The organism is Chromatiales bacterium 21-64-14, assembly GCA_002255365.1.
In the GTDB taxonomy this organism is placed as follows: domain Bacteria; phylum Pseudomonadota; class Gammaproteobacteria; order 21-64-14; family 21-64-14; genus 21-64-14.
Genome location: NCBI01000033.1, coordinates 16413 through 37741 on the forward strand (window position 1 = coordinate 16413; position 21329 = coordinate 37741).

13 protein-coding genes are annotated in these 21329 nt (G+C 64.6%); 9 read left to right on the forward strand and 4 right to left on the reverse strand.

Translation table 11 applies throughout. From position 1 onward, the window contains the following. The first annotated feature begins 354 nt into the window (after positions 1 to 354). Both B7Z66_12625 and B7Z66_12630 read left to right on the forward strand, forming a co-directional pair. Positions 355 to 1812 carry a hypothetical protein gene (locus B7Z66_12625; GenBank protein OYV75501.1) on the forward strand — a complete coding sequence of 486 codons (1458 nt, stop codon included), beginning with the start codon at positions 355 to 357 and terminating at the stop codon, positions 1810 to 1812. 123 nt (positions 1813 to 1935) lie between these two features. Next, positions 1936 to 2913 carry a hypothetical protein gene (locus B7Z66_12630; protein OYV75502.1) on the forward strand — a complete coding sequence of 326 codons (978 nt, stop codon included), beginning with the start codon at positions 1936 to 1938 and terminating at the stop codon, positions 2911 to 2913. 118 nt (positions 2914 to 3031) lie between these two features. Here B7Z66_12630 and B7Z66_12635 read toward each other — a convergent pair whose 3' ends face one another. Beyond that, positions 3032 to 4423 (reverse strand): aminodeoxychorismate synthase, component I, encoded by a 1392-nt coding sequence (locus tag B7Z66_12635; protein OYV75503.1) that lies wholly within the window; start codon positions 4421 to 4423, stop codon positions 3032 to 3034. 398 nt (positions 4424 to 4821) lie between these two features. On the opposite strand from B7Z66_12635, the gene B7Z66_12640 reads away from it, so the two are divergent. Continuing rightward, complete coding sequence (locus tag B7Z66_12640; protein ID OYV75504.1) at positions 4822 to 8673, forward strand: FAD-linked oxidase; 3852 nt, start codon at positions 4822 to 4824, stop codon at positions 8671 to 8673. A 254-nt stretch (positions 8674 to 8927) separates the two neighbouring features. On the opposite strand, the gene B7Z66_12645 is transcribed toward B7Z66_12640, so the two are convergent. After that, on the reverse strand, positions 8928 to 9680 hold the full coding sequence (locus B7Z66_12645; protein OYV75505.1) for a hypothetical protein: 753 nt from the start codon (positions 9678 to 9680) through the stop codon (positions 8928 to 8930). A 447-nt stretch (positions 9681 to 10127) separates the two neighbouring features. Between B7Z66_12645 and B7Z66_12650 the strand changes: the two genes are divergently transcribed. Continuing rightward, a complete protein-coding gene (locus tag B7Z66_12650) occupies positions 10128 to 11150 on the forward strand; it encodes a 6-phosphogluconate dehydrogenase (decarboxylating) (GenBank protein OYV75506.1) in 1023 nt (340 codons plus the stop codon). Positions 11151 to 11187: 37 nt separating this feature from the next. On the opposite strand, the gene B7Z66_12655 is transcribed toward B7Z66_12650, so the two are convergent. Then, positions 11188 to 11748 (reverse strand): peptide-methionine (R)-S-oxide reductase, encoded by a 561-nt coding sequence (locus B7Z66_12655; protein OYV75507.1) that lies wholly within the window; start codon positions 11746 to 11748, stop codon positions 11188 to 11190. Positions 11749 to 12087: 339 nt separating this feature from the next. Here B7Z66_12655 and B7Z66_12660 point away from each other — a divergent pair, with 339 nt between their 5' ends. Continuing rightward, entirely contained in the window at positions 12088 to 12477 is a 390-nt protein-coding gene (locus B7Z66_12660; GenBank protein OYV75508.1) for a lactoylglutathione lyase, read from the forward strand. Positions 12478 to 12622: 145 nt separating this feature from the next. Beyond that, on the forward strand, positions 12623 to 13249 hold the full coding sequence (locus tag B7Z66_12665; GenBank protein OYV75509.1) for an alkaline phosphatase: 627 nt from the start codon (positions 12623 to 12625) through the stop codon (positions 13247 to 13249). 188 nt (positions 13250 to 13437) lie between these two features. Here B7Z66_12665 and B7Z66_12670 read toward each other — a convergent pair whose 3' ends face one another. Next, positions 13438 to 16461, reverse strand: a complete 3024-nt coding sequence (locus tag B7Z66_12670) for a hypothetical protein (GenBank protein OYV75510.1) — start codon at positions 16459 to 16461, stop codon at positions 13438 to 13440. A gap of 893 nt (positions 16462 to 17354) precedes the next feature. Between B7Z66_12670 and B7Z66_12675 the strand changes: the two genes are divergently transcribed. The 3 genes from B7Z66_12675 (at position 17355) to B7Z66_12685 (ending at position 21182) form a co-directional block, all read left to right on the forward strand. Beyond that, positions 17355 to 18578 carry a cytochrome c oxidase subunit II gene (locus B7Z66_12675; GenBank protein OYV75511.1) on the forward strand — a complete coding sequence of 408 codons (1224 nt, stop codon included), beginning with the start codon at positions 17355 to 17357 and terminating at the stop codon, positions 18576 to 18578. 35 nt (positions 18579 to 18613) lie between these two features. Further along, entirely contained in the window at positions 18614 to 20206 is a 1593-nt protein-coding gene (locus B7Z66_12680) for a cytochrome c oxidase subunit I (GenBank protein OYV75512.1), read from the forward strand. Between the two features lie 118 nt (positions 20207 to 20324). Continuing rightward, positions 20325 to 21182, forward strand: coding sequence for a cytochrome c oxidase subunit 3 (locus tag B7Z66_12685; protein ID OYV75519.1), 858 nt, complete (start codon positions 20325 to 20327; stop codon positions 21180 to 21182). Positions 21183 to 21329 lie beyond the last annotated feature (147 nt).

The following is a 21329-nucleotide window of genomic DNA, read 5'->3' on the forward strand; positions in this document are numbered from 1 at the left end:
CCGGGGGCTGTGGCTTGACACTCCGCAGGCCGGTCGGCATGATAGTCTGGATGTCGCGCTCCGAAGTGATTCACGCCTTCCCCCTGAAGTCTCCGCACTAAACACTGCAGTGCTTGGGACGGTGCTCGTCAACTCAACCCACCGTAACCGGAACGCGGGCCGAATGGACGGGTGGGCCTTGGGCAATTCCGGCACTCCTCCGGTTGATACGGATCGACCGCCTGATTCTAAAATCCTCCGATCGCCCATGGATCACGTTCCTTTGGCACCGGCCGTGCGAGTACGGGCCGGACCACGATCCCGCGGGGTCGCGTCACCATGGATGCTCGACGTGCCGTGCAATGAAAGGCAGCCATGAGCCTCAAACGCAATACGCTGTATAACCTCACTGGCAGCCTTACGCTGATCGGGGTGAGCCTGGTCACGATCCCCCTCTACCTTCATCTGATCGGCAATGCCCGCTACGGCGTGCTCGCCATCGTCCTGCTGCTGCTAGGCTATTTCAATTTCTTCGACCTTGGTCTAGCGCGGGCCACGGCGAATCGCATCGCACAGCTCCATGACGCCCCGCCGGTGGAACGTGAACGGGTGTTCTGGACTGCGTTGGCTCTTAACGCGTGCTTCGGGCTTGCTGGCGGTCTGGTGTTATATGGGGTGGCGGGCGTGGGGCTCGCACATTTTTTCAAGATGCCGGAATCGATGCGGGTCGAGGTGCTGTCGACGCTGCCATGGCTGGCTGCAAGCGTTCCCGTGGCAACGATCTCCGGCGTTCTCACCGGAACGCTGGAGGGGCGCGAGCGCTTTGGCGTCGTGAACAGCCTGCAGGTCCTGGGCTCCCTGCTATTCCAGATTACGCCGCTCACGGTGGCCTATGTGCATGGGCCCAATCTGAACTGGCTCATCCCTGCAGCGATCCTGGCCCGTACCGCCTCCATGCTGCCCCTCGCCGCCGCCGTCACCCACGCGCTGCCGCTGCGCGGAGCGGGCGGTCCACAGCGCGCGCTGGCAAAACGGCTGCTCAGTTACGGGGGATGGGTCACGGCTACCAGCCTGGTCGGCCCGGCGTTAGAAACTCTGGACCGGCTCTTGATCGGCACTGTCCTGGGCGCCGCGTCAGTCACCTACTACACGGTGCCTTCGGAATTGGCCAGCCGCTTTCGCATACTGCCCGGAGCCATCGCCCGAAGCCTGTTCCCCAGGATGTCCAGTCAGAGCGCCGACGACGCGTCCCGGCAAACCGCCGACAGTTTGCGGATCCTGGCCGCACTGATGACCCCGCTCATCGTCCTGGGTATCCTGGTCATGGCGCCGTTCCTGAAACTCTGGGTAGGTGCCGAGTTCGCGGCCGACGGCGCGCCGGTGGGCCAAATCATCCTAGTGGGAGTCTGGATCAACAGTCTGGCCTTCCTGCCCTACACGCAACTGCAATCGCAGGGGCGGCCCGACTTAGTTGCCAAGTTTCATCTGCTGGAGTTGGCACCCTTTGTGGGCCTGCTATGGCTGGGACTCACCACCTTGGGTTTGGTCGGCGCCGCGCTGGTCTACAGCCTGCGGGGCGCGGTGGACGCTGGCCTGCTGTTCTGGGCCTCCGGGCAATGGCCCCAGCTACGCGCAGTTTGGCCCGGTGCAGGCTTGGTTCTGGCGGCTTGGGGCGCGGTGCAACTCGCCCATACACCGGGGGCCTTGCTCCTCGTCGGAATACCCCTGAGCATTGGGTCCGTCGTCCTGGCGTGGCGCGGGACGTCGCGGACGCGGATGAAAACGGCAAAGAGCGCGGGTCAGTATAAGCCCTTGGCTAAGATCGAGAGGTAGACGGTGAACGGCGATCGAGTTGCGGACCCGACCAAACCCGCTAGCGAACGCCACGCGTCCTGGCCGCCGGACGGGTTGGAAACGGTTCCCGCCTGCCCAGTCTGCGGCGATGTGCGGCGCGCAATGCTGTATCGGGACTTGCGGGATCAGGTCTTTTTCGTGGCACCCGGGGAATGGGACTTGTGGCGCTGCTCCGGATGCGGCAGCGCCTACCTGGACCCGCGTCCAGATCGTCAGTCCATCGGACTTGCCTACGGGAGCTACTTCACCCACGAGGCACCGGCCGGCCACAAGACGTTCAACGCGCGGCGGATCAACCCCATCGTCCGGCTTCGCCAAGCCCTACGCAACGACTACCTCAACCGGCGCTTCGGATACGCCCTAACCCCGGCACTGGGCGTCGGGACACTGCTCGCACGCTGGTTTCCGGCACGCGGGCTTAAAGAAGCGCACCGCATCCGCCATCTGCCGGCACCGGGCCGTCATCCTGCAACCCTGCTTGATGTCGGCTGCGGAAACGGCGGTTTCCTACTCAACGCCCGTCAGCTTGGTTACGAGGTAGCCGGACTGGAGTTCGATCCGAAGGCGGTGCAGGTCGCGCGCGGTGCCGGCTTGGACGTGACCGCCGCGCGGATCCCGGGTAGCGGACTGGACACGGCGCGCTTCGACCAGGTCACGCTCAGCCACGTAATCGAACACCTGCACGATCCGGTAGGGGCCCTCCAGGAGATTCATTGCCTGCTCAAGCCGGGGGGGCGGGTCTGGATCAAAACACCGAATCTCGATGCTACGGGACGCCGCCGTTTCGGCGCGGCTTGGCGCGGGCTGGAACCGCCCCGCCATCTGGTGCTCTTCGGCCCACAGGGCCTGTTCCGAGTTCTGGCCAAGGCGGGGTTTTCCCGCGCCGAATTGCTGCTCCCGGAACCGGAGGCCCGGTTCTATCTGTTATCAAGTTCAGCCATCGCGCGGGGTACGAACCCTCATAGTCGATGTCCGATCTCCCCTCGACTCGCTTGGGACGCCCGCAGGCTCGATCGCGAAGCGGCCCGCCACCCCGAACAGGGTGAGTCGATCACAATGGTGGCATGGAAGGATCGTTGACAAGATCGGTCGACCATGCCCGTGCCGCTGTCCCTGGAAACATAAGCCACCGTGGCGCTGCTGATCCCGCTGCGGGGCCCGGCAGCGGCGCGGTACGCCGCCGCGCCGGAGCGATCCCTCAACCCTCCACGTGGCGCTCCGTCATACACGCCAGCGCGTCCAGCCAGGCCGCGGCCTTGTCGAGCGTTTCCTGATACTCAGATTCCAGCTCGGAATCCGCCACGATGCCGCCGCCGGCCCAGAAACACACGCGCCCGGCGCTGTGCACCAGGGTACGGATCGCGATGTTCGTGTCCATCGCCCCGTCGAAGCCCACGTAGCCGATGGCGCCGCAATATACGCCGCGCCGCTGGGGTTCCAATTCCTCGATGATCTCCATGGCACGCAGCTTCGGGGCGCCCGTGATGGAACCCCCGGGGAAGGCGGCCCGCAGGACATCGAGCGCGTCGCGCCCGGGGGCCAGCTGGCCCCGCACGGTGCTGACGAGATGGTGTACCGTCGGGTAGCTCTCCAGCCGGAACAGCTCGGGAACCGTGATGCTCCCGCATCGGCATACCTTGCCAAGGTCGTTGCGCAGCAGATCCACGATCATCAGGTTCTCGGCCCGGTCTTTCGCGCTCTCCCGCAAGGACTCGGCCAAGGCCCGATCGGTCCGCGGGTCCGGCGCGCGCGGGCGGGTTCCTTTGATCGGCCGGGTCTCCACCCAACCGTCGCGCACCATCAGAAAACACTCGGGGGATGCGCTCAGTACCTGGACCCCCGGGCCGTTGAGGTAGGCCCCGAACGGTACCGGGCTCAGTGCGCGGATGCGCGTATAGACGGCCCAGGGGTCGCCCTCCACCCGGGCGGTGAAGCGCTGTGCGAGGTTGACCTGATAGCAGTCGCCGGACTGGATGTAGCGCTGGATCGCGGCGAACGCGGCCCCGTAGGACTGGTAATCCAGGTTGGAACGCGCCGTCGAGGTCACCCGGAACCGCCGCGGCCGGGTCTCCGGCGCGGGCGACGAGAACTGCGCCGTGAGGTCCGCCCAGCGCTGCCGGGTGCGGGGGTCGCGGCCCTGGCCGACCAGCCACGTGCGCTGCGCCTCGTGGTCCACGACCAGGGCCCAGTCGTAGACCGCGACCGCCATCTCCGGGATCCCGTCCGCGTCCGTGGCAATCACCGGCAATCGTTCCAAACGCCGCGCAAGGTCGTAGCCGAAATATCCGATGGCCCCGCCGCAGAACGGCAGCCCGGGAACGCCGTCCGCGGCCGGGCCCAAGGCCTGGCGGACGAGAGAGAACGGATCCTCGGGAGAGAGATCGGTGCGCTCCGGACCGCGGACTTCCGTGATCCCGCCCCGGGTGATCAGGGTGGTCGCCGGGTCCGCCGTCAGGATGTCGTAGCGCCCCTGCCGCCCAGCCGGGCGGCCGCTGTCCAGGAACACCGCCCACGGGCGGTCCGCCAGCCGGGCGGCGAACGCCGCGGCGCTATCGGGACGATAGGGCAACTCCGCAAGCAGCGGTCTCAAGCAGTATCCCTCCCGGGGTCCGGACCGGCCGACCACGCACCACCGCCCCCGGACTGCCACGCCTGTCCTGGGCACGCAGCGCCGGTACGCGCCGCCACCAGAGCGTGCCGGCGCCGGGCCAGTGGGTCCGGCCGAGCGTCCCTCTGCCCCGCCCCCCTGGGGTCCCATGGCCCGGCAGCCGGTGGCCGGCAGCGGCCGGCACCGCGTTCCCCACCGGACCGGCACGATCCGGCGCCGCCCCATCATAATGCCAACCCCCAGCGTTTATCACGGGCGCGCGGCGCGTATAATCTCCGGCGCAGACCCATCCGCCTGCCCCCATGATCCCGTCTGGTGCGTATCGACGCCGCGCCGTACCGGCGGCCACCCTGTCTGATTGAACGGCTTGCGATCACACCATGACTGCCTCAGCGCACCGGATCCGCGAAATCCCCTACAACTACACCTCGTTCTCCGACCGGGAGATCGTCGAGCGTTATCTCGGGGAAGAGATGTGGGCGGTGATCAACGAATTGCGCGGCACCCGCCGCACCGGCATCTCGGCCCGCATGTTGTTCGAGGTACTGGGGGATATGTGGGTCGTGGACCGCAACCCCTATATCCAGGACGACCTGCTGGAGAACCGCAAGCGGTTCCGCTCCCTGGCCCATGCCCTGCACCACCGGCTGGACCAAATCGTCGCCCGCGCCAACGGTAATCTGCTGGCCCTGGAACTGGCGGGCCGCGCGCGCCAGGCGGTGCTCCGGTTCGAGGCCTGGTTCCCGGAGACCCGCGACCTGCGCGCGCGGATCCGGCGCCGTCTGCGCCGCGTCACGCGCGCGGACAACATCGACTTCGGCGGCCTGGCCCGGGTATCCCACGCGACCGACGCCACCGACTGGCGCGTGGAAATGCCGTTCGTGGTGATCAGCCCGGACGACGAGGCCGAGGTGCGCGCCGTGGTGGCGGGTTGCGTGGAGCTTGGTTTGACCATCATTCCGCGCGGCGGCGGCACCGGCTACACCGGTGGCGCGGTGCCCCTGGACCACCGCTCGGCGGTGATCAACACCGAAAAGCTCGAAGGACTGGGGACGGTGGAGTTGCGCGTGCTGCCGGGTCTCGACCACGAGGTGCCCACGATCCGCGCGGAAGCGGGCGTAGTTACACGGCGGGTATCGGAACGGGCCGAAGCGGCCGGGTATGCGTTCGCGGTGGATCCCACCTCCCAGGACGCCTCCACCATCGGCGGCAACGTGGCCATGAACGCCGGCGGCAAGAAGGCGGTGCTGTGGGGAACCACCCTGGACAACTTGGCGTCGTGGCGGATGGTGCTGCCCGACGGGCTGTGGCTGGAAGTGGAACGCGTACATCACAATCTCGGGCGGATCCACGACCAGGAGACGGTGGAGTTCCGGCTCACGCGCTACCGCGCCGACGGCCGCACCCCGGTGGGGACGCCCCAGACCCTGCGCATGGCCGGCCGCAGCCTTCGGCAACATGGCCTGGGCAAGGACGTGACCGATAAGTTCCTCGGCGGGCTGCCGGGCGTGCAAAAGGAGGGCTGCGACGGCCTGATCACCTCGGCGGTGTTCATCCTGCACCGCATGCCCCGTCATACCCGCACCGTGTGCCTGGAGTTCTTCGGCACCGACCTGAAGCGCGCGGTACCGGCGATCGTCGAGACCAAGGCCTATCTGGACGCCCATCCCGATGTACTGCTGAGCGGGTTGGAGCATCTCGACGCCCGCTACGTCCGTGCGGTGGACTACAGCACCATGGCGCCACGGCGCGAGTTGCCCACGATGGTGCTGCTGGCGGATATCTCGGGCGACGCGGAAGACGCCGTGGCACAAGCCGCCTCCGAGGTGGTGCGCATGGCCAACGCCCGCGGCGCCGAGGGCTTCGTGGCGGTCAGCCCCGAGGCGCGCCGCCGGTTCTGGGCGCCGCGCGCGCGCACCGCCGCCATCGCCACCCACACCAACGCCTTCAAGATCAACGAGGACGTGGTGATCCCGCTGGCGCGTCTGGCGGACTACAGCGCGGGGATCGAGCGCATCAACGTGGAGTACTCCACCCGCAACAAGCTGGAGATGATCGACGCGGTACTGGAATACCTGGCTGGGGAACTCCCGGAACTGCGTGGCCTGCCCGGCTTCGAGGACAGCGCCGAGAACCGCGCCATCCTGGCCGCCAAGCAGGCGGCGGCCCAGGAGCACCTGGGGCGGGTCCGGGACCACTGGCAGGGTCTGCTGGCGCACCTGGATGAAGACGCGCGCGGCCACGACGCGCTGCTGGACGACACCAGCCGGGCACGGCTGCAGGCCGGTGACTGCCTCCTCGACCTGCTCCTGCGCCGCGACCTGCGCATCTCTTACCGGCGCGAGGTGGAGCGCCCGCTCAAGGAGATCTTCGCCGGACAGGAGCTGGAACCGGTGCATCGGCGCCTGGACGGGATCCATGACGCCCTGCGCTCCGGCCGGCTGTTCGTAGCCACCCATATGCACGCCGGCGACGGCAACGTGCATACCAATATCCCGGTCAACTCCAACGACTACCGGATGCTGCGCGAGGCGGAGCAGATCGTGCGTCGCGTCATGACCCTCGCCAAGGCCCTGGGAGGGGTCATCTCCGGCGAACACGGCATCGGCCTGACCAAGGTCCAGTACCTGGAGGCCGGCGCCCTCGACGCGTTCACCGCCTACAAGGCCAAGGTGGATCCCGATGGCCATTTCAACCGCGGCAAGCTCATGGCGGGCTCCGGACTGGCGCAGGCCTACACCCCGTCCCTGCGCCTGGTCCAGCAGGAGGCGCTGCTCCTGGAGCAGAGCGAACTCGGGGCGCTCAACGACGACATCCGCAACTGTTTGCGCTGCGGCAAGTGCAAGCCGGTGTGCACCACCCATGTGCCGCGCGCCAACCTGTTGTACTCCCCGCGCAACAAGATCCTGGCCACCGGACTGATCATCGAGGCCTTCCTCTACGAGGAACAGACCCGGCGCGGCATCTCCACCCACCACTTCGCGGAGATGAACGACGTGGCGGACCACTGCACGGTGTGCCACAAATGCCTCGATCCCTGCCCGGTGCACATCGACTTTGGCGATGTATCCATTCGCATGCGCCATATCCTGCGCCAGCGCGGACAGAAGCGCGCGAGCCCCGCGACCTGGGCGGCCATGGCGTTTCTCAACGTGACCGATCCGCGCACCATCAACCTGATGCGCAAGACCCTGATCCAGTGGGGGTACCGGGGGCAGCGCCTGGCCTACCACGTAGTGGGACGGCTGACGCGCAAGGGCAACGCCACGCGCCCGGCGGCCACCACCGGGCCCATGTCGGTACGCGCCCAGGTAATCAACTTCGTCAAGAAACCCATGCCCGACGGGCTGCCCAGCCGCACCATGCGCGCCCTGCTGGGGGTGGAAGACAACAAGATGGTGCCCATCCTGCGCGACCCGGCGCGGATCACTGAAGACTCCGACGCGGTGTTCTATTTCCCCGGCTGCGGTTCGGAACGCCTGTTCAGCCAGATCGGCCTCGCCACCCTGGCCATGCTCTACGAGGCCGGGGTGCAGACCGTGCTGCCACCCGGTTTCCTGTGCTGCGGCTATCCACAGACATCCAGTGGCGACCGCGCGCGCGGCCACAAGATCACCACCGACAACCGGGTGCTGTTCCACCGCGTCGCGAACACCCTCAACTACATGGACATCAAGACGGTGATCGTGTCCTGCGGCACCTGCATGGACCAGATCCAGAGCTATGAGTTCGAGAAGATCTTCCCGGGCTGCCGGCTGTTGGACATCCACGAATACCTGATGGAAAAGGGGCTGCGCCTGGACGGCGTCAGCGGGGTGCGCTACCTGTATCACGACCCCTGCCATACCCCCATGAAGACCTACAGCGGCACCCAGGTTGCCGCGCGACTCATGGGACAGGAGGTCCAGCTCTCGGAACGCTGCTGCGGCGAGGCCGGTACCTTTGCGGTATCGCGCCCGGATATCGCCACGCAGGTCCGGTTCCGCAAGCAGGAGGAACTGCACGAGGGCATCCGCTCCCTCACCGGCGCGACCCGGGCCCACGGTGGTAACGTGAAGCTCCTCACCTCGTGTCCGGCCTGTCAGCAGGGGTTGATGCGCTATGCCAACGATACCGGGCTGGAGACCACCTATATCGTCGTGGAGATGGCCAACCACCTCCTGGGCAAGGATTGGCAGCAGCGCTTCGTGGAGCGCGCCAAGGACGGCGGCATCGAACGGGTGCTGCTGTAGGCGCGTGCCGCGCCCGTGCGGGCCGGCGCCCCGGGCGCAGCGATCCGAAAATCCGCGCCGGGAGAGCGCCATCCCAGTGACACCGGAAAAATCGCGGGCCCGCCCGTATGGCGCTTACTTGAGCCCTGGCTATTGACGGCGGACCAGAGCGCTGAGTTGCGCCACCGAACGCACGGAACGCGCGTACCTTGGTCCGTGGGTTTGGTGATCATTTTTTACGATATAGGCCCCCAGTAAGACTTCCGGGTCCCGCCCTATCCATCCGCCACCACCTGGACAATGCGCAGGCGCTCCTCCCGGAGGTTGCGCAGCACATTGGCCGCCATGGCGCCGAAGTCCGCGCCGAGGAGCAGATGCAAACCGATCGGCGAAGGCCCCAAGCCCGCCGCCGTCAGGGCCGCGCGCAGCGTCGACTCGGTGGCCACGAAGCTGATGGACGGCTCCCGCGCCCAGGGCACCGGGAAGTGCAGACCGCCACCGTTCCCGTGGGCGAGGAGTTCGTACAGGGCGATGCGTCCTCCCGGCCGCAGCACCCGGCGGCACTCGCGGAACAACGTGTCCTTATCCGGGATATTCATGGTGACGTGTTGGGTCCAGACACCGTCGAAACTCTGGTCCTCGAACGGCATGTCGAGCGCATCGCCCTGACGGTAGTCCACCAAGTGATCCAGGCCGGTACGCGCAGCCAGCATGCTCGCCGTGCGGCAGTACTCCATGGTGAGGTCCAGTCCCGTGACCTTGCAGCCGCACGCCCGGGCAAGCTGACGGGAGGGCCCGCCGATTCCGCAGCCCACATCCAACACCCGCGCGCCGGCGGTGAACGCCGCGAGCCGGACCAGTTCCTCGGTGGCCTCCCGTCCACGGATATGGAACTCGTCCACCGCTGCGAGATCATCCGGCGTGAGACGTTCGGGATCCTTCCCGGCGTCCCGTAGTGCCTGCAGGATAGCCTCCCCCAGGCCGCTGCGGTCGTAGTGGCCTGCGACCCCTTGCGATGTTTGGGTCATGACGCGCCTCCTCCGTACATGTCATTGATTTTATTTGGTCCAGGGTTCTATCGGTCCACCAAGCCGCCCGCGGGAAAAGCGGGGGGCCGGCACCTGTCACGGCGCCGCGGCCGGCGCCCAGAGAGTGTAGCCGTAAACCGGACCCGCGGGGCCCGGAGACCATCGGCGCGCATCCCAACCGGTTCGTGTTCGTTACCGGCGCCGGTGTTCGGCCCGGAACCATGGGCCACGGAATCCATCCAAACCGTACGTCGGACCCGCTCCGCGGCGCCAAACGGAACGTGGTACTGTAAGTTCAGAAATCCGGCGTAAGGCGGCGGAGGTGGAGCCGGTTCGACCACCAACCGACCCCCGTCCGTGCGGCGCGGCGGGAGAGCCCGAACCGCAAGACGGGCGACCCGCGCGATAGCGCCGGTTCGAACCCATTCCCGACAGGAGGACGACACGATGCAGATAGCCATGGTAGGTCTCGGGCGCATGGGTGCCAACATGGTCCGCAGGCTGCTGCGCGCCGGTCATCAGTGCGTGGTCTACGACCGCAGCGCCGCGACGGTCAAGGCGCTGGAACAGGAAGGCGCCACCGGCGCCGCCTCGTTGAAAGACCTGGTGGCGGCACTGAAAACACCCCGGGCGGTGTGGATGATGCTTCCGGTGGCCATCGTCGATAGCATGATCCAGGAACTTGCCCCGCTGCTGAAAACCGGCGACGTGGTGATCGACGGCGGCAATTCCTACTACCGGGACGACATCCGGCGCGCCGGGGCGCTGGCAGAGCACGGTCTGCGCTATCTCGACGTGGGCGTCAGCGGCGGCGTCTGGGGGCTGGAGCGGGGATATTGCCTGATGATCGGCGGCGACGGCGCCGCGGTGGAACACCTCACGCCGATATTCTCCGCCCTGGCCCCCGGGGTGAAAACCGCCGCGCCCACGCCGGCCCGGGGCGGCAAAGGCGGACCGGCCACCGAAGGCTATCTGCACTGCGGACCGGTTGGCGCGGGCCATTTCGTGAAGATGGTCCATAACGGCATCGAGTACGGCATGATGGCCGCGCTGGCGGAGGGGCTGGACGTGCTCAAGCACGCCAACGTGGGCAAACAGGGATTCGAGCACGATGCGGAGACCTCCCCGCTGCAACACCCGGAGGCCTATCAGTACGACCTGGATCTGACCGAGATCACCGAGCTGTGGCGGCGCGGGACGGTCATCTCCTCCTGGCTGCTGGACCTGACCGCCGACGCGCTCGCCGCCAATCCCACGCTGGAGGGATTTTCCGGGCGCGTCTCGGATTCCGGCGAAGGCCGCTGGACGGTGTTGGCGGCAGTGGAATCCGGCACCCCGGCACCGGTGCTCACCACCGCGCTGTTCGAGCGTTTCTCTTCCCGCAATGAAGGACGCTTCGCGGCCCAGGTGCTTTCTGCCATGCGCGCCGGGTTCGGCGGCCACCAGGAAAAACCCGGCGGCGGGGGCTGAGACCAGCCGCTACGCGGGTCGGCGGCTCGGGAACGGGTTACACCTTAGGGATAAACCGCAGCGCCGCGCCGTTGTTGCACCAGCGTTGGCCGGTGGGCTGCGGACCGTCGTCGAAGACATGGCCCTGATGCCCGCCGCAACGCACGCAATGGTACTCGGTGCGCGGCAGTATCAGCTTGTAATCCTTCGTGGTGGCGAGATGGCTGGGGATGTGGGTAAAGAAGCTCGGCCACCCGGTACCGCTGTCGAACTTCATCGCGGAGGTGAACAGCGGGAGGCCGCAGCCGGCGCAGGCGTAGACACCCGCGCGCTTCTCCTCGTTGAGCGGGCTGGAGAAGGGCCGCTCGGTGCCCTCCTCGCGCAGCACACGGAACGCAAGGTCATCCAGGCTCGCTTTCCATTGCGCCGTGGACTTGTGTATCGGCGCGACGGAAAGCGCCACGTCCGCGCCCGGCGCCAGCAGGGCTGTCCAATCTGCGCGCATCTCGTCCAAGGAGGGCCCTCCCGCGGCGGCGAACGCCGGCATGCGCGCCCGCCCCGTCCATAGGATCGCCAAGGAGGCGGCCGCAATGCCGAAGATGAAGCCGCGCCGTTTCATGATGTCGGTGCGCCTGCCCGCCTGCGCTCGAACACCGGGGCCGCCCGGTCACGGGCGGCAACCCGAAACAGTCTACTCCCATCCGAGCGCCTGCACAGCGCGGCGCCATCCCCTGATTCCATGGGTCGAGTCACCAAAGTATGGCGCGCAACCCCAGCTATCCCGCGCCGCGCGGGCGAGCTCCGGATCCGGCGTGCCCGACACCGCCGCGGCGGCGCCGTCTTTTGAGGCCCGCCGGGATCCGCTACACTCGCCCTACGGGCCTGCGCCCGGGCGCATCTCCGATCCGACCCCACCCCCCCGGCCGGCCGCGCGCCGGACACCGAATCAGGAGGCGGCATGCGTATTCTCCACACCATGATCCGGGTCGGCGACCTGGACCGTTCCATTCGCTTCTACACCCAGGTGCTTGGCATGAAACTGCTGCGCCGGAAGGACTATCCGGACGGCAAGTTTACCTTGGCGTTCGTAGGTTATGGGGAAGAGTCGGACCACACGGTGATCGAGCTGACCTACAACTGGAACGTGGAGCGCTATCAGCTCGGTGACGCCTTCGGTCATCTGGCCATCGAGGTGGAAGACGTGTATCAAGCCGCCGAGAAGATCCGCGCACACGGTACCCGCATCCTGCGCGAGCCAGGTCCCATGAACGCCGGGACCACGGTCATCGCCTTCGTCGAGGACCCGGACGGCTATTCCATCGAATTGATCGGGCGCAAGGCCCCCTGAAGGGCGCCACGCGGATCGGGCTCGGCGGGGGCGCGAACGCGGCGTTCTCGGCGGCGCCGTCGCACGCCCCGGCGATGGACCGTGTCGGCGCGCGCCAGCGCGCGAATGACGGACGCCATGGGCGCATCCCGGATACAATCCCACCATGATCGACAAGACCCTGACGCTGCTGGCCGGGTTCATCCTATCGACCATCTCCCACCTGGGCTATGGCGGCATCGTGTTGCTGATGGGGGTGGAGAGCGCCTGCATTCCACTGCCGTCGGAAATCATCCTGCCGTTTTCCGGCTATCTGGTCTATCAGGGTGAGATGAACCTCTGGCTGGTGGGACTGGCGGGGGCGGTGGGCTGCGTGCTCGGCTCCCTGGTGGCCTATTACGCCGGGGTATGGGGCGGACGCCCGGCCCTGGAAAAATACGGCCGCTACCTGCTGATCTCCCAACGCGACCTGGCGTTGGCGGACCGCTGGTTCCAGCGCCATGGGGGTATCACGATCTTCGCCGGCCGGCTCCTGCCGGTAATCCGGACCTTCATCGCGCTGCCCGCCGGGGTGGCGCGCATGAACCTGACCCGGTTCGTTCTCTATACCTTCGCCGGATCCCTGCTATGGAGCCTGGGGCTGGCCTGGATCGGCATGAAGCTGGGGGAGCACTGGGATACGCTGGGCGGCTATTTTCATCGCTTCGACGCGCTGATTGGCATCGCACTGCTGGCCGGTGCCGGCTGGTACGGTGTCCGTCATCTGCGGGATACGAGGGCTGGGAACGGTTGAAATGGCGCCCACGCCCTATGGGCCGCCAGCCAGTGGTCCACTGGCGACGCTGATGTCGCCGCCGCAGAACGAGCGGTTGCCAGAACCGTCCGGCATGCCGTCGCGACGGACACCGGGAGCACACCCACTCCGGATCGCCACCCTGGGACAGACCGCGACCGCGCGGACCTGATCCCCAGCGCCGCGCCTCACCCCCGTGGGACGTCGGCCGCCAGCCCCGCATCCCGCAACCAAGCCGCAAACTGCTCGTCTGGCAACGGCCTGCTGATGTGATATCCCTGGGCGACGTCACAGCCGAAGTCCACGAGGCGGTCCCAGGTGGCTTGGTCTTCAACGCCTTCGGCCACCACCTTGAGGCCGAGGTCATGGGCCAAGTCGATGGTCGAACGCACGATCGCCTCCGAATCGGCGTTGGTCAGCATCTCGAGGACAAACGATTTGTCGATCTTCACGGCATCCACCGGGAGCTTCCTGAGGTATCCCAGGGAGGAATAGCCAGTCCCAAAGTCGTCGATGAACAACGCGATCCCCATATCGCTCAGCCGTACGAGAATGTCCCAAGCGGTATCCGGGTCGTCCATGATCGCACTTTCCGTCACCTCCAACTCCAACCATCCGGCCCCCGCATTGTGCGCCGCTGAGAGCCGCCGGACCTTATCCACCAGCGCCGGGTCGCGCAGGTTGCGCGCCGAGAGGTTCGCGGCGACCGCAATCCCCAGGCCCGCCGCACGCCAAACCGCGGTCTGGCGCGCGACTTCGCCTAGCACCCAGTCGGTAAGCGGATTGATCAGGCCGGTTTGCTCGGCCAGAGGAATGAACTCGTCTGGAGGTATCATGCCGCGCCGGGGATGAAACCAGCGGATCAACGCCTCAGCGCCGCAGACCATTCCGGTCTTGAATCCGACCTTCGGCTGATAGTACAGGGTCATCTGACCCTCTTCGATGGCCCGCCTGAGTTCGCTGGCGAGGGCCAGGCGCTGACGGCTGTCCTTGCCCTGCGCCGGATCGTAGAATGCGTGGCGGCTACCCAACTTCTTCGCCTGATTCATCGCGATATCGCCGTTGCGGATCAGGTGCGTCGCCTCGGTGCCATGCTCGGGTGCCAGGGTAATGCCGACTGCTGCGCTCACCGACAACACGAGATCGCTCAACGCGAGCGGTGCATCCAGTGCGTCCAGGATCCGCAGCGCGGCCTGAACCGCGTAGGCCGCGTCCCGGCCGGGAAGCAGCACTGCGAATTCGTCGCCGCGCAGGCGCGCGATCATCTCGCTCTCCGCCATGACGCTGCACAGCCGCTCCCCGACCTTTTTCAGTACGAGATCCCCCTGATCGAAACCCAAAGCGTCGTTGATCTCGCGCAGACGATCGATGCCCACCAGTAGCAACGCCAATGGTGACCGCCCGGTATCCGGCGCCCGCAGGATCTGCTGAAGCCGCTCCTGAAGGTTGATATGGTTGGCAAGGCCGGTAAGCTGATCGTAGTAGGCCATGTGGCGGATGGTTTCATGGGCCCGGTCATGATTCGCGCGGGTGCGCAGCGTCGCGATCCCGAAGGCAAGATCCTGGGCCGCCTCCGCCAGCAGGTCCATTTCCTCCTCATCGAAGGCATCCGCGCTCATGGAGTAGATCACCAGTATACCGAGCACTTGGCCGTCCCCATGGAGCGGGAAGGCGCCCGCTGCGGCGTACCCGCAGCGGGTAAACATTTCCCGCCAGGGCGCGAATCGCCGGTCGGTCACGATGTTCTGTGCCACACAAGGTAGGCCACTGCGGATCGCCATTCCCGCCGGACCGTGTCCGTGATCCGAATTTCCCCAGCTGACCCGGATCGAACTGGCCAAGGCCGCCAGACCGCCCTCGAAGCCCGCCTGCGCTACGAGGCGCACCGTCTTTTCCTGATCGTGCTCCACGTACCCCACCCAAGCGCACGGATAGACGCCAACCTCCACGATGATCCGGCACATCTCCACCAGCAGGGACTGCTCATCCGTGGCGCGGACCATGATCCGGTTCCCGGCACTGAGGGTTTTCCGGGCGCGATGCACCCGCTGCAGGGCACTCGCCATGTCGTCGAAGGATCGGGCAAGCTGCCCCAGCTCCCCTGGACCATGGGACAAGCCGGTACGGGCACCCAGGTCGCCGGCTCCGAGCCGGCGGGCCGCCGCCGAAAGGAGGTTGACCGGACGCAGCACGAACAGCACGCTGCCCACCCAAGCGGACAGCAGCGCCAGGATCACTGCCAGGAGCAGGAGCGCGATTCCGCGCACGAAGTCTTTCCTGGCGCCGGCGAAGGCCACCGCCTCGGGGATTCCGACGCTCACATAGGCGCTGCGCGAAGAGCTGTCGCGCAGGGGTGCGAAGGCATAGAGGCGCAGGATCCCCTCCGGGCCCACGACCTTAGCAAGGCCGATATCGGGGTGCGCGAGGATGGCGTCGAACAACGCGGAGCCCCGTATCGAGCGGCCCACCTCCCGTGCCGCCTTCGGATACGCCGCCAGGACCGTGCCCTGGCTGTCCGTGACCGTCACGACGGAACCGGCGGGTAGGGCGGTGCCGATGATCAGACGTCTGAGCCATGACAGATTCACGGCCGCGAACACCACGGCCTCCACTCGGCCCTTGGAGTCGAAGATGGGATAGCCAAAGTTGATGGCACTGCTGCCCGTAATCCGTCCAACCTGATAATCCCCGATCCCGAAACCTCGCGAACGGAGCGCATGGCGGAAGTAGCGGCGATCGGCAATATTCACCGGGTGGCTCAGGGGAAGCGCGCTACAGTACATCTGCCCGTCCGGGGTGGCCACGCCGAAGTTGGCGTAATAGGGATAGGGCTCACGCAAGGCTGCGAGGGTCTGGTGACAAGCGGCGGCACTGCTCGCGGGTTTTAGCACGGGCAGTTGCGAAAAGGTAATCAGCAGTTGACGCGTGGCCGCGATCAACTGATTCTGCTCCGCGGCTGCCAGCCGCACGACGCCCAAGGCCTGGTGCTCGGCGTTGCGCGCCGCCCGGTGCTGATCGCGGACCGCGGTATAGAACATCAACGCGAAGGCCGGAACCACCGCCAACAATACCAGCAGCAACAAGCGTCCACGTAGGCCAGTGGTATAACGGCGCATGCCGGGGGCTTCCCTTTTTTCTTTAAATACCGTTCCCGGGCCAACAACAGCAACATACATGCCATCCGGCGGGCCTCGGAGCGGCGCCAGGACCATCCTTGATACCCGATATAAAATCAATTACTTACAAACTACCTACCGGCGGCCGCATAAGCTGATCCCAAGAAGCGGCACGCCCGCCGTGATGGTGACCTCCTCCCCGGCCGGGCCAACCCCGGTCACCCGCTCCGAGCGACGGTTTTACGGCGCTGCGCCTAAACTACACTGCGCACTCCCGAGGCGCCAGCAGACGGATGGACAAACGCCAGCGCACCCCTGACGACATCGATGCGGGGGCGCAGCGCGTACCCGCGCCGGCCGCGCGCCGTGGGAACCCTGCAAGAGACGCCAGCTGGACACCCTGGCTGTCCTTGTACGACGCGGAATGGAAACCTGCCAACGAACGCTACGAATAACTACGCCCGCGCGGCTTGGGTCCCCTGCGCACCCGGAGACCCCGCCGCCGTGTTGCATCCGCGAGTGGTGGCGGCGTCGCAGTTTACCCCTCGACCGCGACCGCGGCCCGGCCGTCACCTCTCCGGATCGCTCGTCCCGCCGGAAAAGCACCGCTGCCCAAAAAAAACCTACTAGTCTGTCCTGGTTACCTAAGACCCGTTTTGATCCAGATCAAACCGATGTCCGCCTCAGACTAGTACAGTCCCTACTCGCCGTGTTCAGCGTCAGGTGGGTGCGGAATCGTTGCGTTCGGCAAACGCAGAGCGGCCAAGGGAGCATCGTGCCAGTCACCGACCCCGGTTTTGCCGCGCTCGATGTCCTTGCAAGAGGGGGCATAAAGTTGAATGGGCTGGACGCACGCGACAACGGCCGAGTCCGTGGAGCAACCGGATAAGCACAACACCCTACGATCACGACCATTTGTGGCGTCTTCTCCCCCGGACGCCCGGTATGGCCGTGTCCGTGCAGACCAGATTTACACGAAGGGAAAAATCATGGCATCGAAAAGACTGCTTGCATCCATCGGCGCGGTGCTTGCTATCGGTACCCTATCGGCGCCAACCGCAAGCGCTAGATATTTCTTCAACTTCCCGTCGCCGGTAACACCAATCGCCCATGAGGTGCTATTTATCCATGATCTGTTCCTTGCCATTATTACGGTCATATTCGCCGGGGCAATCAGCGTACTGTTCTATTCTCTGTTCACGCACCGGAAAAGCAAGAACTATACGCCAGCAACATTTACAAAACCGACCACGAAAAAGCAATGGGCGTGGAGCTTCGTTCCGGTCCTGACCCTGATATTCATAGATTATGTGGTTTTGGGAATCCCCGCCCTGCATTCCATTTTGGCCCTCGCGAACACGCGCGATGACAAACTGGTTGTTGTGGTAACCGCGAGCCAGTGGAAGTGGCATTACGCCTATCCGGCGTACGGGATCCAGTTTACCAGTACGCTATCAACCCCCATGGATGAAGTGTATGGCAATGCACCAAAGGACCGACATTTCCTGCTGGAGGTCGATCACCCACTGGTGCTGCCGACCAACGAAAAGGTTTTGATCGTATTGAAGTCCGCAGATGTGATCCATAGCTTTTGGGTCCCCGCCTTTGGAATAAAACAGGACGCTGTGCCGGGGTACCTCAGAAAGACATGGGTAAACATCCAAAAGCCCGGGGTCTATCGCGGACAGTGCGCAGAGCTCTGCGGCGTCGGTCATGCCTTCATGCCGATCGTCGTGGACGCGAGAACCCCGGCCGCCTTCACCAGATGGGTGGCATCGGAACGCGCGGCAGCGGGAGTCGCGCGCGAGGCCGCGGAAAAAGTCTGGACAAAAGAAGCGCTCATGGCCAATGGAAAACGGGTGTTCGACAGCAACTGCGCGGCCTGCCATCAACCCAACGGGCTGGGAATTCCCGGTACGTTTCCTCCGATCGCCACCGAACATCCGTTTTCGGCATCCAAGGAGATGCTCTCTGACCTAATGAAGCGCGGATTTTACCGCGCTGGCCGCATCACGGAAGGCCCCATCGCGAGTCACATCGAAATCGTCATGCACGGTATCCCGGGCACTCCGATGCCCGCGTTCGAATCACAACTCAGCGACACCGACATTGCTTCGGTCATCACATTTGAGCGAAATGCATTCGGCAATCACACCGGACAAGTCGTTCAGCCGGCGAGCATAAAGGCGCTTCGCTCCAAAAAGGTTAGATAGTCTCCACGAATGTCCGATTGCGGAGGATCGTAGCAATGAGCGTAATTGATGTTCACGGTCTTGAGGAGGAGCACCACCCCAGGGGAATCAGCCGATGGTTGTATACGACTAATCACAAGGACATCGGTATCCTGTATATGATTTTTGGACTCACGATGTTCCTGGTGGGTGGACTGCTGGCGATGCTCATCCGCCTAGAGCTGTTTGAACCGGGAATGAAGCTGATGCACCCGGAACTCTATAACCAAGTGATCACTGTCCACGGCTTGGTGATGGTGTTCGCAGCCCTGATGCCGGTGACCGCGGGAATGGCCAATTACCTCATCCCCATGATGATCGGTGCTCCCGATATGGCCTTGCCGAGGCTTAACAATTGGGGCTTTTGGCTGCTTCCCCCGGCTGCTGTCCTACTGGTGCTGCCGTGGTTTCTCCAGCTGCTCGGCATCGGTAACGGAACCATCGATACGGGATGGACAATCTACGCGCCGTTGTCGATCCAGAGCGGGCTGGGCGTGGATTTCGCAATTTTCGCGATCTTTCTGCTCGGTTTGTCATCCACGATGGCTTCAATCAACGTCATTGTGACGGTGCTAAACCTGCGAGCACCCGGAATGACCCTGGAAAAGTTGCCGATCTTCGTGTGGAGTTGGTTGAATACCGCCTTTTTGCTCATTGCGGTATTCCCCGCCCTCCTTGCAGGGGCAGTAATGTTGCTCGCCGACCGGCATTTTGGCACCCATTTCTTCAGCGCATCCGGCGGTGGAGACCCCATACTCTGGGAACACATGTTCTGGTTTTTCGGGCATCCGGAAGTCTATATCCTGCTCCTTCCCACGGCGGGGATATTGCCGCACATCCTGTCTACCTTCGCGCGCAAACCGATATACGGATACAAGGCACAGGTCTATTCGTTCGCGGCGATCAGTATGCTTTCTGTGATTGTATGGGCCCACCATATGTTCACGTCCGGCCTGCCCGCTTACGCGAATATCTACTTCATGTTTTCAACAATGGCGATTTCGGTTCCCGTCGGCATTCTGTTTTTTTGCTGGTTTGCCACCATCTGGCGAGGGGCCATGACCTTTGAAACACCGATGCTGTTCGCGATCGGATACGTGGTGCTGTTTGGTATCGGCGGGTTGACGGGGCTTGTATTGTCGGACGCCGCGGCCGATCAGCAATACCACAACACTTATTTCCTCGTGGCGCACTTTCACTACGCACTCTTCGGCGGACCTATCATGGGGGTGATCGCGGCTGCCTATTATTATTTGCCCAAACTAACGGGCCGCATGTACAACGAGACGCTCGGAAAGTGGCATTTCTGGCTGACCATGATCGGGTTCAACGCGACGTTTATACCCCAATTCCTGCTAGGGATTGACGGGATGCCGCGCCGGATACCGGATTACGCGCTCAAATTCGCGCATCTCAACATGGCTTCTAGCTTAGGGGCATTTACCCTAGGGGCAGCCCAGCTACTGTTCGTATACAACGTGGTTCGCACGATCTCCGGTGCGGGCAGGGCGGCGACGAGCCAAGTCTGGGAGGGCGCACACGGTTTGGAATTTACGCTTCCCTCACCACCGCCGTATCACACGTTCAGTTCGGCGCCGGTGATCGAGTGAACGTCACGTGCCTACATGATCGGCGGATGGAGAGTCCCTACCTGTCCGATGGGAGCAGCGCCAAGCCGGGCTTGCTGATGCAGCTTAAGCGTAGGGAATTTCGGATGAGGCAACAATGATGAGCACAATGCATGCCGACGGGGCCAACTACTATCTTCCCGGTCCCAGCCCATACCCCATCATCCTCTCTGTGAGCCTGTTTTTTCTGGCGCTGGGCGGGGCACTGGCGGTGAACGGCTATCGTGCCGGGCGTTGGACGGCCCTGGTGGGGGCAGTGATCTTAGTCTATGCCTTGTCCGCGTGGATTGGGCGGGTAATCCGGGAAAACCGGATGGGCGCATACCAAGCACAGGTAGACCGGTCGTTCCGGTGGGGCATGGGGTGGTTCATCATTTCGGAGGTCGTATTTTTCAGCAGTCTGTTCGGGGTGCTGTTCTACGAACGCAATATCGCGGTGCCCTGGCTCGCTTCGTTCAACCCACACTATTCTCCCTGGGCGGGCTTCCACGCCGCGTGGCCTACCAGCGGCCCGTCGGGCGGACCGTTTACACCGGAGAACGCTTGGGGGATCCCAGCATTGAATACGCTGATTCTTCTGATGTCAGGTGGGACAATTACCTGGGGGCTGCAACAGTTGATCAAGGGGCGGCGGCGTGTTGCGACGATTGCGGTAGGCGCTACGATCGCGCTCGGAATGGTGTTTCTTGCTCTACAGGGCCGCGAATTCTATCTTGCGTATACGAAACTCCATTTGACTCTGACATCTGGCGTATATGGAGCGACGTTCTATATCTTGACTGGGTTCCATGGGCTCCACGTGACGATCGGGTTGATTATGCTAAGTGTAATCCTCGGTCGTTGCATGAAGGGACATTTCGGTCCGGAGGACCACTTCGGATTCGAAGCGGTGTCGTGGTACTGGCATTTCGTGGATGTAGTCTGGCTGTTGCTGTTCGTATTTGTGTACTGGTTGTAGAACGAAGAATAGTCGGGCCGCGGCGACCGGGCGGGTGGACCGGGGCGGGACGCTCACTGCTCCGGTTCGGCCACCCGACGGCGCTTGCTGGTTCCCATGTCTTCTCTGGTCATCCACCGGCCCCGCCCCTGGCTCATGCAGGCGGCG